At 61.7% G+C, this 12,237-nt stretch carries 11 protein-coding genes; 8 read left to right on the forward strand and 3 right to left on the reverse strand.

Annotated elements, in window-relative coordinates; genetic code table 11:
- Window positions 1-41: 41 nt before the first annotated feature.
- Entirely contained in the window at window positions 42-305 is a 264-nt protein-coding gene (locus LOY50_RS15905) for a DUF2790 domain-containing protein (RefSeq protein ID WP_258688301.1), read from the reverse strand.
- 223 nt (window positions 306-528) lie between these two features.
- Between LOY50_RS15905 and LOY50_RS15910 the strand changes: the two genes are divergently transcribed.
- Together LOY50_RS15910 and LOY50_RS15915 are read left to right on the forward strand one after the other, a co-directional pair.
- A complete protein-coding gene (locus tag LOY50_RS15910) occupies window positions 529-1,269 on the forward strand; it encodes a response regulator (RefSeq protein WP_003202589.1) in 741 nt (246 codons plus the stop codon).
- Complete coding sequence (locus LOY50_RS15915) at window positions 1,266-2,576, forward strand: ATP-binding protein (protein WP_258688302.1); 1,311 nt, start codon at window positions 1,266-1,268, stop codon at window positions 2,574-2,576. Before LOY50_RS15910 ends, LOY50_RS15915 begins: the two co-directional genes overlap by 4 nt.
- 510 nt (window positions 2,577-3,086) lie before the next feature.
- Here LOY50_RS15915 and LOY50_RS15920 read toward each other — a convergent pair.
- On the reverse strand, window positions 3,087-4,034 hold the full coding sequence (locus LOY50_RS15920) for an IS110 family transposase (RefSeq protein WP_258688304.1): 948 nt from the start codon (window positions 4,032-4,034) through the stop codon (window positions 3,087-3,089).
- A 478-nt stretch (window positions 4,035-4,512) separates the two neighbouring features.
- On the opposite strand from LOY50_RS15920, the gene LOY50_RS15925 reads away from it, so the two are divergent.
- From LOY50_RS15925 to LOY50_RS15935, 3 genes are all read left to right on the forward strand, one after another.
- Window positions 4,513-5,154 (forward strand): ferric reductase-like transmembrane domain-containing protein, encoded by a 642-nt coding sequence (locus tag LOY50_RS15925; protein ID WP_258688306.1) that lies wholly within the window; start codon window positions 4,513-4,515, stop codon window positions 5,152-5,154.
- 318 nt (window positions 5,155-5,472) lie between these two features.
- On the forward strand, window positions 5,473-6,153 hold the full coding sequence (locus tag LOY50_RS15930; RefSeq protein ID WP_258688307.1) for a DUF2238 domain-containing protein: 681 nt from the start codon (window positions 5,473-5,475) through the stop codon (window positions 6,151-6,153).
- A gap of 113 nt (window positions 6,154-6,266) precedes the next feature.
- Complete coding sequence (locus tag LOY50_RS15935; protein ID WP_258688309.1) at window positions 6,267-8,840, forward strand: EAL domain-containing protein; 2,574 nt, start codon at window positions 6,267-6,269, stop codon at window positions 8,838-8,840.
- A gap of 143 nt (window positions 8,841-8,983) precedes the next feature.
- On the opposite strand, the gene LOY50_RS15940 is transcribed toward LOY50_RS15935, so the two are convergent.
- Window positions 8,984-9,424, reverse strand: coding sequence for a carboxymuconolactone decarboxylase family protein (locus LOY50_RS15940; RefSeq protein WP_253475529.1), 441 nt, complete (start codon window positions 9,422-9,424; stop codon window positions 8,984-8,986).
- 194 nt (window positions 9,425-9,618) lie between these two features.
- Between LOY50_RS15940 and LOY50_RS15945 the strand changes: the two genes are divergently transcribed.
- From LOY50_RS15945 to LOY50_RS15955, 3 genes are all read left to right on the forward strand, one after another.
- Window positions 9,619-11,052, forward strand: a complete 1,434-nt coding sequence (locus tag LOY50_RS15945) for a PLP-dependent aminotransferase family protein (protein ID WP_258688312.1) — start codon at window positions 9,619-9,621, stop codon at window positions 11,050-11,052.
- 121 nt (window positions 11,053-11,173) lie between these two features.
- Complete coding sequence (locus LOY50_RS15950) at window positions 11,174-11,455, forward strand: antibiotic biosynthesis monooxygenase family protein (RefSeq protein WP_013693545.1); 282 nt, start codon at window positions 11,174-11,176, stop codon at window positions 11,453-11,455.
- Between the two features lie 258 nt (window positions 11,456-11,713).
- A complete protein-coding gene (locus tag LOY50_RS15955) occupies window positions 11,714-12,118 on the forward strand; it encodes a cupin domain-containing protein (protein WP_258688314.1) in 405 nt (134 codons plus the stop codon).
- Window positions 12,119-12,237 lie beyond the last annotated feature (119 nt).

Genomic DNA, 12,237 nt, shown 5'->3' on the forward strand with positions numbered 1-12,237 from the left:
TACGCCCCAGCGGGAGCAAGCTCGCTCGCCACAAAAGCAGGTCAGTTCTGGTTGCTGCAGTTATCGGAAAACTTGCGATAGTCCAACGCCTGCTTGTGGCCTGCCGAATCCAGGTAGGTCATGTGGGCGTTGACCACGCCGCAGGTCGGCTCGGCGTCTTCGCTAAGGGACAGCACCTTCTGGACGTCCAGGTGGGTGCCGTAGGTGTAGGTTTGCGCCGGCACGTTGCTTTCGGCCCGGGCCGACAGCGTGCAAATGTTCAGTGCGGCGAAAAGGCAGGCGGCGTAGATGGCTTTGCTGTTCATGGCGATTCCTCGATTCAATGGGTTTATCTGCCGAGGCCTGTTGTGTCGCCTCGATGGGTGCCATTGAATGCCGCGCAGGTATCGCGCCTGTATCGAGCCAGGTGGCTTTTTGCATCGCTGTGTATCCGTCGCGCGCCAGATACACTGCAATACAAACCGCCGCGAGCCCGGCCGGCCGGCGCCTGTAGACTGCTCACAACGAAACGCCGAGGAGCTGGACACCATGGATCATGTCGATCATGTGTTGATAGTGGATGACGATCGCGAGATCAGAGAACTGGTTGGCAACTACCTGAAAAAGAACGGCCTGCGCACCACTGTCGTTGCCGATGGCCGGCAAATGCGCGCCTTCCTGGAAACCACCCCGGTGGACCTGATCGTGCTGGACATCATGATGCCCGGCGACGACGGCCTGGTGCTGTGCCGGGAGCTGCGTGCCGGCAAGCACAAGGCCACGCCAGTGCTGATGCTCACCGCGCGCAACGACGAAACCGATCGCATCATCGGCCTGGAAATGGGCGCCGACGATTACCTGGTCAAGCCCTTCGCCGCCCGTGAGCTGCTGGCCCGTATCAATGCCGTGCTGCGCCGCACCCGCATGCTGCCGCCCAACCTGGTGGTCACCGAAAGCGGTCGCCTGCTGGCGTTCGGGCGCTGGCGCCTGGACACCACCGCCCGCCACCTGCTGGACACCGACGGCACCATGGTTGCCTTGAGCGGCGCCGAATATCGTTTGTTGCGGGTATTCCTCGACCATCCGCAACGGGTGCTCAACCGCGACCAGTTGCTTAACCTGACCCAGGGCCGGGACGCCGACCTGTTCGATCGCTCCATCGATTTGCTGGTCAGCCGCCTGCGCCAGCGCCTGCTGGACGACGCGCGGGAGCCGGCCTACATCAAGACCGTGCGCAGCGAAGGCTACGTGTTCTCGCTGCCGGTGGAGATCCTCGAGGCCTCGGTATGAGCCTGTCGTTGCGCTGGCCGCGTACGCTGGCCTCGAGGCTGTCGCTGATCTTCCTGATCGGCCTGATCCTGGCCCAGGGCCTGTCCTTTGGCGTCCAGTACTACGAGCGCTACCAGAGTGCCAAGTCGACCATGCTCGGCAACCTGGAAACCGACGTCTCGACCTCCGTGGCGATTCTCGACCGCCTGCCTGCCGCCGAACGCCCGGCCTGGCTGCCGAAACTCGCCCGGCGCAACTACGGCTACCTGCTCGACGAAGGCCTGCCCGGCCAACCGATGGACCTGGCCGACGCGCCGATCTCGGTCAGTTCGATCCAGGAAGCCATCGGCCAGGCCTATGGCCTGACCTTCAAACAGATTCCCGGGCCGAAAATGCACTATCAGGCGCACCTGCGCCTGGCGGACGGCAACCCGCTGACCATCGACGTACGCCCGGCGATGATGCCCCTCTCCCCCTGGCTGCCGATGGTGTTGCTGGGGCAGTTGGCGCTGTTGATCGGCTGCACCTGGCTGGCCGTGCGCCTCGCCGTCGGCCCATTGACCCGACTGGCCGAGGCGGTGGAAACCCTCGATCCTAACGCCCACAGCGTGCGCCTGGACGAGAAAGGCCCGACCGAAGTAGTGCATGCCGCCAAAGCGTTCAACGCCATGCAGGACCGCATCGCTGCCTACCTCAAGGAGCGCATGCAGTTGCTGGCGGCGATTTCCCACGACTTGCAGACCCCCATCACACGCATGAAGCTGCGCGCTGAATTCATGGACGAGGGGATCGAGAAAGACAAGCTGTGGAGCGACTTGAGTGAAATGGAGCACCTGGTGCGTGAAGGCGTGGCCTATGCCCGCAGCATCCACGGCGCCACCGAGGCCAGTTGCCGGATCAGCCTGGATGCGTTCCTCGACAGCCTGGCGTTCGACTACCAGGACACGGGCAAGGACGTGCAATTGACCGGGAAAAACGCCGCGGTCATCGACACCCGTCCCCATGCCCTGCGGCGGGTGCTGGTCAACCTGGTGGACAACGCCCTGAAGTTCGGTGGCGCGGCGCAGATCCATGTGCAACTGGCCGACAACGGGCAATTGGCGATCCAGGTACTGGACCGCGGCCCCGGGATCAACGAGCAGGAACTGGCCGAGGTGCTCAAGCCGTTTTACCGGGTGGAAAGCTCGCGCAACCGGGAAACCGGCGGCACCGGCCTGGGCTTGGCCATCGCCCAGCAACTGGCGATCGCCATGGGCGGCTCACTGACCCTGAGCAACCGCGACGGCGGCGGCTTGTGCGCCGAGTTGCGCCTGGCATTCGCAAGCTGATACGGCCCCTGTGGGAGCGAGCTTGCTCGCGATGGCGGCCTGACTGTCGGCTAGGATGTTGTTGATTGAGTACATATCCATTGCTGCGGTAACGGCTGCTTATGGTTCCGCTCTTACAGCGGGTCACTTTTGGAAGAGCGCCAAAAGTAACCAAAAGCGCTTTGCCCCACCACTCGGCACCTCGCTTAGGCTCGGTGTACCCTCACTCCGGCATTGCTCCGTGGGCCCGCCGCGAAGGGCCATCCATGGCCCAGCGCGGCTAACCCGGCATCCATGCCGGGATACCCACTCCACAATGCCTGCGTTCGGCCAGCGTGGTTAACGGGGCGCCCGAGATCAACGTCCACCGCGAGGCGGCCTAGTAGCCGACCTAGCTCTCCCCGTCGTACACCCATCAGACCTGTTTCAGCAGGATCTGTGGGAGCAAAGCTTGCTCGCGAGGCGGCCTGACAGCCGACCTGGTTCTCCCAGTCGTAAGTTGTGGGAGATTCTATGGTGCGGGGCTACCCCTTAAATGCCTTTCGGTAAGTATTCGCTCTGGTTCTTCAGCAGGGCGAATACCACTCGAGCAAGCTTGCGGGCCAGTGCCACTAATGCTTCGGTTGTGCTGAGTCCCCGGGCCCTCAGTGCCTCATAAAAACCCTTCCATGCCGCTGTGCGCCTCGCCGACATTGCGGCGTTGTGCATCAGTCGACGTGCCTCTGGGTCACCTCGCTTAGACAGGCAGCGGCGGCCCTTCTTTTTCCCTGAATCCGATATACGCAGGTCTAGGCCCAGAAAAGCGATGAAGGCATCGGCGTTTCTGAAATCCCCACGCTGAAACGACGTGAGCAAACGAGCACCGTTCAACAGGCCAATGCCTTCGACTTTCATGCAACGCTTGAGTTGAGCACCCAAGCCCGCTGCTTCCAACTGCGTCTGGATTGTTTTTTCAAGCAAGACCTCCAGTCGTTGCATGGCCTTTATCTGGTTCTCAAAGGCACTTTTGAGCAACGGTTCGTTTGACCAGCTTTGCTTGAGGCTGACACGCGCCTGAACCAAGGCTGCCCGGCGCCGGAAAAGGCTTATAAGCCGGCAATACAGGGGCGATGGCGGGGTCCACGGGTGCAACTGGTGGCCTTCGTTGTTCAAGTAGCGAGCCAACAACCGAGCATCCAGCGCATCGGTTTTAGCGCGAACTTTCACACCTTTGCGGTAATGGCTGAGCTCGTAGCCGCCAATCATGTAGATCACACAACCTTGCGCATAAGCCAGGTCGGCGAATTCCTGGTGATAGATATTGGTGGCTTCGATGGCGACATCCACTGGCGCGGGCAGCTCCTTGAGCCACTTCTTGATCGCAGCTTTGGTGTTGGGGATCGCTTCCAGTCGATCTGTTTCTGCGTGATAAATCACCAACTCATCTTTGGCGACATCAACACCCACGATCGGCTTTGCGACAGAAACCGGCATTGCCATTGAAAATCCTCCGGGCTAAGGTTTGAACACTTGAAGGGTTCACCCAGAGGCGCAGGCTTGTTCCTATCGTCGGTCTAGGCCAGATGCATTCTTTATCGGCGCTTGGGTGAAAGGAGGAGGGGTGAAATCTCCCACGGTCTGTACTGCGCGAACAGTCAGAATCGAGCTTTGTCCCTCTTCCTCCCTTCAAGTCCTACCATACAAGCGAGCTTGCTCGCGATAGCGGTGTGTCTGCCAGCATCCACTCAACTGACCTGACGCCATCGCGAGCAAGCTCGCTCCCACAGGGGTTGGGGGTTGGGGGTTGGGGGTTGGATTTGGATGCGGGTTTGTATGCCAGTGTGTCTGCGGATGATCGGCATACACAAACTTGCACAGGCCTGCATTGCGGACACACCCCGCTTACACCTGCTTGAAAGACTCTCCCCTGTTCCCGGCCGCTGTCACGACCGGGTCTCACCATCCAAGGAGCCTTTACATGCCTATCACAACTGCATCCCCCTTTCGTTATCAGGGCTGGTCGCTATTCAGCCTGCTCGCCGCCCTGGTGCTGTTGATGACCGGGTTGATCCTGGTGCTCAACCCGGACCTGACCGAAGGCGTGCGCAGTGCCATTCGCGCCACGGCGCGCTCGTCTTTTATCTTGTTCCTGCTGGCCTTCACCGCCTCGGCATTCGCGGTGCTGGTGCCTTCGCCCCTGAGCCGGTCCCTGGTGCGCGAACGGCGCTTCATCGGGCTGGCCTTTGCGTTTTCCCATCTGGTCCATGCCGTGCTGATCTACAGCTACGGCCAGCTCAATCCCGAGTTCTGGCCCGGCCGCACCACCCTTGGCAACGTGCCCGGCACCGTGGGCTACGTGTTCATCCTGCTGCTCGCGCTGACCTCGTTCAAAAGCACCACCCGCCTGATCGGTTTCAAGGCCTGGAAGCGCCTGCATGTCACCGGCATGTGGGTGCTGGCGGCGATCTTTGCCTATTCCAATTTCAAACGAATCCCCATGAGCGCCTGGTATGTGCTGCCCTTCGGCCTGATCTGCGCCGCCACCGCCATCCGCCTGGTGGGCAAGCTGGCCCAGGCCACCCAGCGACGCCAACGGCCGCAACACGCGGCTGGTCTGTAGGAGCTGTCGAGCGAAGCGAGGCTGCGATCTTTCCCCAGACACTTGAGTCTCAAGCGAAAGATCAAAAGATCGCAGCCTCGCTTCGCTCGACAGCTCCTACACAGCTCGTACATAGCGCCTGCGCCACAGCGCCTTGGCGTTGAAAAAAACGAAACCTTGGACGGCGTGCACTGGTCAAGTCCTGTATGAACGTCAACCGCTGCACGTCGCACCAAGCGACGGCGGCCTGAAACGAGGGACAGGCATGAGCATGACCGTCGATAGCTTGCGCGCCCTGCTGCCGGGCCAGTGCACGGATAAAGAGTGAGGCACGACGCGATGCCAACCGTTGAGCTGCATCGTCGCTATGAACGGTCCCTACTCCTGGCTTTCTGCGTGGTGTGGGGGTGGCTGGCCATTGCGCCGATAAAACGCAGCGACTGGCTGGCGGAGAACCTGCTGGTCATAGCGTTATTGGTGGTCCTGGTGACCGTTCATCGGCAATTCAGCTTTTCCCGACTGTCCGCCACGCTGTTGTTCGTCTTCCTTTGCATCCATGAAGTCGGCGCCCATTACACCTATGCCAAGGTGCCTTACAACCAGTGGTGGCAGGCCCTGACGGGGGGGCAGTCGCTTGATCAATTCATGGGTTTCCAGCGCAACCAGTTCGACCGACTGGTGCATTTCAGCTACGGCCTGCTGCTGGCCTATCCGCTACGCGAGGCCTTGCTACGGGTTGCGCCAGCAACGGGGTTCAGGGGTTATTTCCTGGCCTGGAGCCTGATTCTTGCGTCGTCGGCGATTTACGAAATCATCGAATGGCTGGGCGGCGCCTACATCGGGGGCGATACCGCCAAGGCCTTTGTCGGCGCCCAGCAGGACCCGTGGGATTCACAAAAAGACATGGCCCTGGCGGCGCTGGCCGCGTTCATGACCCTGCTGGCCGCCGCCGGGGTCAGTTACCTGCGCCAGCGGGACTTCGCCCTCGAATGGACGTTGCGCTTCAAGGCCCGCACGTGACGCAAGCCCCCATATCCGCCAGTTCCTGTGTGATCACGACTAAGTAAATCAGCTCACCAGCCGATATAAGACAGGTGCGGGTGAAATCGCTTTTTGGCTGATGACTTATTTTTATGATTGAAATTGCTGGCAATGACTCAACTGTCCTTTCCCCGGGTTCGCCAACCCGAAGTTTCACCCGTCGCACTTTTCCGGCCATCATGCTCCTGCTGTTTGTCATGTCTGCACTGGCGATCGCCGTGCTGCTCAACATCACCGCGGCCCAGGACCAGCGCGCCCGTGAACAGAGCCTGTTTTTCGCCCAGCGGGCCGTCGAGGGGATCCGCAAAGGTATCGGACGGGACCTGAGCGATTATTCCAAGTGGAGCGACGCCTACCGGCACCTGCATGTCAGCGTCGACAAGGAATGGGCCTATGACCAGGAAAACGTCGGCAGCAGCGTGTATTCGCTCTATGGCTACCAGGCGGTGTTTGTCATTTCGCCGACCGGCCAGACCGTCTATTCGGTGATCGACGGCCAGATGAGTGAGGTCGATGCCGACACCTGGCTGACCGGCGACTTGCGAGCGCTGTTGAAAAAAGCCAACGCCGCGGAAAATCACGACGAAGTGGTCGTCGAGATGCTGCATCACGAGGACGCCCCTGCGTTTGTCGCTGCGTCCGTCATTACCATCGGCACGGACACCAGCGTGCCCGAAATCCCCGGCCCGCCCAGCGTGATGCTCTTCGTCAAGGCCCTTGATCCCGGAGCCCTGGAAAACCTGGCGCGGGACTTCGCCCTGCCCGATGCCCATATCGCCAGGCCCCCGGGCCCAGCCGATACCGCCCAACTGCTGCTCGACAACCTGACCCTGGAAGCCTTGGCCTGGCGGCCGCAGACCCCGGGCCAGGATCTGCGCAAATTCCTCCTGCCGTTGCTGGCCGTGGCGTTACTGGTGCTTGGGGTTCTGGCCCTGGCCGTTCTGCGCCATGCCTTGGCCATGCTCCGCGCCCAGGAACGCCAGTACGCCAGCCTGCTGGCCCACCGCAAGGCGTTGGAGCGCAGTGAAGAACGTTTCCGCGACATTGCCGAAGTGTCCTCCGACTGGTTGTGGGAGGTCGATTCGACCGGCACCCTGACCTATCTGTCGGAACGCTTCGAACAAGTGACCGGTTTCAGTCCCACGGAGTGGCTGGGCAAACCTCTGCACCGGCTGCTTCACCCCCATGGTGGCTCGATCTCGATTGCCCAATGGCTGCTCGGCGGTGCCAACAGTCTCTCCTCGGCGCCGCTGCTGTGCGAGTACACCGCGCGCAACCAGCGCATCCGCACCTGCAAACTCTCGGTGCGGGCCATCGAAGCTGGCACCCTGGGTTTTCGCGGCACGGCCACTGACATCACCGACGAATTACGGGCACTGGCCCAGATCAAGCACCTGTCCCTGCATGATCCACTGACCGGGCTGGCCAACCGCAACCGCTTGTTCGATTGCCTGCGCGAACACCTGGGCCGAGCCGATCGTCCGCCCCTCGCGCTGCTGAACCTGGACATGGACCGTTTCAAGCCGGTCAACGACTCCCTCGGGCATGCCGTCGGCGATAAAGTGCTCAAGGAAGTGGCGCATATTCTCCAACAAAACGTGCGCGGCACCGATCTGGTGGCCCGCCTGGGCGGTGATGAGTTTGTCATTGTCATGCCCGACCCGGGCGATGCCGGCGATCTCGATCAACTCTGTGAACGGCTGATCGATTGCATGCAACGGCCCATGCACCTGGACGGCAATACCCTGTACCTGGGGGTGAGCATCGGCGTTGCCTGGGCGCAGCCCGGCGACGAACGTGCCGATGAACTGTTGCGCCACGCCGACATCGCCTTGTATGCGGCCAAGGCAGCCGGCCGCAACACCTGGCGCGTGTATGTGGAAGCCATGGGCAACCTGGCCCGCGACCGGCGGCAATACGAACAGCAACTGCGCGACGCCATGCAACGGGATCAATTGGAACTGCGCTACTTGCCTCGCTTCGACGTGAGCGCCGAGCAACTGCACGGTTTCGAAGCCCAGACCTTCTGGCACCACCCCGAGAAAGGTGAACTGGGTGGGGCCGACTTCATACCGGTGGCCGAAACCTCGGGCCAGCTTGAAGAGCTGGGCACCTGGATGCTGATCAACGTCTGTGAAGAGGCTGCCACCTGGCCGAGCGCCGTCAGTGTTTCCATCGCGGTTTCACCCCGGTGGTTCAACAGCAGCTTCCTGCTCAACCAAGTGCAAGAGGCCCTCGAAACGAGCGGCCTTGAGCCCCACCGGCTGACCCTGGAAGTGGCCGAAGGGGTCCTGCTGGCCGACCACAAGACCGTCGCCTGCACCCTCCATGCGCTCAAGGACCTCGGCGTGCGGATCAACATCGACAAGTTCGGCACCAGCATCGCCTCCCTGCGCGAGGTACTGGACCAGCCGTTCGATGGCATCCGCTTCGATCGCAACATCCTGACGCAGCTGGGCCTGGAGGATGACAAGGAGGGCGTCCTGGCGATGATCCGATTGAGCCGCAGCGTAGGGCTCATGGTCACCGCCGAAGGCATCGAAAACGCCCGGCAATTCAGCCAACTGCGCAACGTGGCCTGCGACCATGTCCAAGGCCCCTACTTCGGCGCGGCCCTGGCCCGCTCGGAAATGGCCTCGTTCTTCACCACGCCGAGGTGGCTGTAACACACTTCCCCACTGCCATTGCGAGCAAGCTCGCTCCCACCATAGGCCTGCGGTGCATGCAAAACTCATGAACACCTCAAGCCCCCCTGTGGGAGCGAGCTTGCTCGCGATAGCGGCCTGCCAGGCGCTAAACAACTAAAAATTCAGCCACCCGGACTCTGGCGAAAACTCACCGCCAGCCGGTTCCAGCTGTTGATGGTGCTGATCGCCAGGGTCAGGTCCACCAGTTCCTCCTCACTGAAACAGGCCCGGGCCTGGGCATAGACGTCGTCCGGCACCTGGCTCTCAGCCAACAGCGTCACCGCCTCGGTCCAGGCCAGGGCAGCGCGTTCGCGGGCCGTGAAAAAACCGCTGTCGCGCCACACCGCCACCGCGTAGAGCCGACGCTCGGTCTCGCCCTGGCGTCGTGCCTCCACCGAATGCATGTCGGTGCAGAAAGCGCAGCCATTGAGTTGTGAAGCGCGGATCTTGATCAGGTGCAGCAACGCCGCTTCGATACTCAGACGACTGGTCAGGGCTTCCAGGCCGATCATGGCTTTCATCGCCCCAGGCGATGCAGTGTAGTAATCCAGACGCGGGCTCATGGCGGGCTCCGTGGCATTCGAGACCTTCACGGTAGGCCCAGGGACCGGTCAATGACAGGTCCAATTCGGCGAAAAACCCGGAGGCAAGTCCAATGGGCGGGATTTTCCCCACGCAACTTCTATGCAGTCGCACAATGCGGGTAATCTTGCGCCTTTGACGCTGGCCGCCAACAATCGCCCAGGAGCTTGCGGGTATGGAACTTCATGTTGTCATCAACGGCCGCAAGGACCTGTCGAGCCAGTTGTATCAACAATTGCGCAGCGCCATCGAAAGCGGTCGCCTGGCGGCCGGCACGCAACTGCCGCCCAGCCGCCTGCTGGCCGAACAACTGGGGGTCTCGCGCAAGACCGTCTCCGACACCTACGCCCAACTGACCTACGAAAACTTCCTCACCGGTATCATCGGCAAAGGCACCTACGTCAACGCGCGGCCGGCCAGGATCGTACGCAAGCAGAGCCACCGCGAGCTGGCCGGTGCCGATGTCGTCGAGGCCTGGCGCACCATGCCCGACCTGATGCGCCATCCCACCCTCGAAGGGGCGTTGCGCTACGACTTCATCGGTGGCGCCACCGGCAAGGGCCAGTTTCCGCTGGACGACTGGCGGCGCTGCACCGCCCACGCGCTGCGCCAGATCGCCAGTGCCAAGGGCTTCTACAGCCAGCCCGAAGGCCTGCCGTCGCTGCGCAATGCCATTGCCCGGCACATCGCGTTTTCCCGCGGGGTCAATTGCCAGGATGAAGACGTGGTGGTGTGCAACGGCGCGCAGCAGGCCCTGGACCTGATCTCGCGGGTGTTGACCCGCCCCGGCAGCCTGGTGGCCATGGAAGACCCGGGCTATCCGCCGGCGCGGTTGTTGTTCGGCTCCCAGGGCGCCACGGTGGCCGGGGTGCCAGTGGACGAGCAAGGCATGCGGGTCGACCTGATCCCCGACGGCACGCGGTTGATTTATGTGACGCCCTCCCACCAGTTTCCCTTGGGCATGCCCATGAGCCAGGCTCGCCGCGAGGCCTTGCTGGTGCGGGCCTATGAGCTGGGGGCGATCATCATCGAAGACGACTACGACAGCGAATTCCGCTACGAAGGCCGGCCCGCCGATTCGTTGCAGAGCCTGGATGAGCGCGGGATCGTGGCGTACGTCGGCACCTTCTCCAAGACCCTGTTGCCGGAACTGCGGCTCGGCTATGCGATCCTGCCGCCAGCGATTCTTGAAGCGGTGATCCTGGCCAAGCGCCTCACCGACCAGCACACCTCCACCCTGCCCCAGTGGGCGCTGGCGAAGTTCATCGCCGAGGGCTGCCTGCTCAAGCACATCCGCCGCTGCCACACCCTGTATGCCGGTCGTCGCGAGCGAATCCTGGCACGCATGGCCGGGGACTTGTCGCCCTGGTTCGAGGCCGTGCCCACCACCGCGGGTTTTCATATGGCGGTGTTGTGCAAGGTCCCGATGGACCTGGCGCTGGTGATCGAGCTGGCGAAAAAAGCCGAGGTCGGGCTCTACAGACTTGATGGCTTTTTCAACGAGGCCCCGGTGCGGCCGGGCCTGTTCTTCGGTTTCGGCGCTATCGAAACCCTGGACATCGACATCGCCCTGGACCGCTTGCGCGACATTCTCCAGCAAGTGGCCTGAGGGATTGGACTGGGCATTTATCCGCCCATTGGCTGTTTGAGCCTTGCCCCGGTGGGCCTATCCTGCACGGGTGTCATTAATATTGAGCAACCCCCTCGGACTTGATTCAGGAGCCTGAACAATGTCTCGCCAAGTGATCAATACCGTGCAGGTACAAGCCGCCGCCGGTCGCTCGGAAGAACTGGGCCGGCAATTGCAACAAATCGTCGAGACCCTGCGTACGCAGCCGGGCTGCGATGCCTATCTGGTCGACCGTTGCCCGGACGATGGCGACCGCTGGAGCGTCAGTGCCCGCTGGCAGTCGGAAGCGGCCATGCAAGCCCACTTCAACTGCCCGGAAGTGCAAGGCTTCATCAGCCTGATCGACAACCGCCTGGCCCGAAGCGTCGACTTCAACAGCTGACACCCCGCGGCTGTAGGAGCTGCCGAGTGCAACGAGGCTGCGATCTTGCCCAATCCAATTGAGTCTCAAGCGAAAGATCAAAAGATCGCAGCCTTCGGCAGCTCCTACAGAGGGTTACCTTTCAAACTGGATGGATCGCGGTATTGGTCTACCCACCTTCCGAAAGATTGGACGTTTGCTTGCCCCACCGTGGGGCTTAGGGTGAATCCATCGCCGCGACAGCGCGAAATCACTCGAAACCACACAGGCCATACCTTTATGAAAACACTCTGTCTGATCGCCGCCCTGAGCCTGCTGCCCATCACCCAAACCTACGCCCACGAAGCCGCGCCTTCGGAAAAGGTCACGGTGCTGCAGGAGCAATTGCTGAAAAACGTTCCAGGTAAAAAAACCATGATGCTGACCGTCAACTATGCACCCGGCCAAGCGTCCATTGCCCATAAGCATGAGGGCACAGCGATGGCCTACGTACTGGAAGGCGCCATCACTTCCCAGGTCAAGGGTGAGCCGGCGAAGACCTACAAGGCTGGAGAGTTCTGGTATGAAGCGGCGGGGTCCGAGCACCTGGTCTCGAAAAACGCCAGCGCGAGCCAGCCGGCGAAACTGCTGGTGTTCATGGTGATGGGTGAGGATGAGGCGGTGTTGATACCGCTGAAAAACTAACCGCCACAGCACAGCTGTCCCCCTGTGGGAGCGAGCTTGCTCGCGATGGCGGTGGGTCAGCTACATTGAACTTGGCTGATACACCGCCATCGCGAGCAAGCTCGCTCCCACAGGGACTC

The sequence above is a fragment of the Pseudomonas sp. B21-010 genome (assembly GCF_024749325.1).
Lineage (GTDB): Bacteria > Pseudomonadota > Gammaproteobacteria > Pseudomonadales > Pseudomonadaceae > Aquipseudomonas > Aquipseudomonas kilonensis.

Bases quoted from the DNA above. Each gene is read 5' to 3' on its own strand.
- LOY50_RS15930 (WP_258688307.1), top strand. From the start codon at position 5,473: ATGCCAACCGTTGAGCTGCATCGTCGCTATGAACGGTCCCTACTCCTG.
- LOY50_RS15925 (WP_258688306.1), top strand. From the start codon at position 4,513: ATGCCTATCACAACTGCATCCCCCTTTCGTTATCAGGGCTGGTCGCTA.
- LOY50_RS15940 (WP_253475529.1), bottom strand. From the start codon at position 9,424: ATGAGCCCGCGTCTGGATTACTACACTGCATCGCCTGGGGCGATGAAA.
- LOY50_RS15935 (WP_258688309.1), top strand. From the start codon at position 6,267: ATGATTGAAATTGCTGGCAATGACTCAACTGTCCTTTCCCCGGGTTCG.
- LOY50_RS15955 (WP_258688314.1), top strand. From the start codon at position 11,714: ATGAAAACACTCTGTCTGATCGCCGCCCTGAGCCTGCTGCCCATCACC.
- LOY50_RS15920 (WP_258688304.1), bottom strand. From the start codon at position 4,034: ATGGCAATGCCGGTTTCTGTCGCAAAGCCGATCGTGGGTGTTGATGTC.
- LOY50_RS15945 (WP_258688312.1), top strand. From the start codon at position 9,619: ATGGAACTTCATGTTGTCATCAACGGCCGCAAGGACCTGTCGAGCCAG.
- LOY50_RS15905 (WP_258688301.1), bottom strand. From the start codon at position 305: ATGAACAGCAAAGCCATCTACGCCGCCTGCCTTTTCGCCGCACTGAAC.
- LOY50_RS15915 (WP_258688302.1), top strand. From the start codon at position 1,266: ATGAGCCTGTCGTTGCGCTGGCCGCGTACGCTGGCCTCGAGGCTGTCG.
- LOY50_RS15950 (WP_013693545.1), top strand. From the start codon at position 11,174: ATGTCTCGCCAAGTGATCAATACCGTGCAGGTACAAGCCGCCGCCGGT.
- LOY50_RS15910 (WP_003202589.1), top strand. From the start codon at position 529: ATGGATCATGTCGATCATGTGTTGATAGTGGATGACGATCGCGAGATC.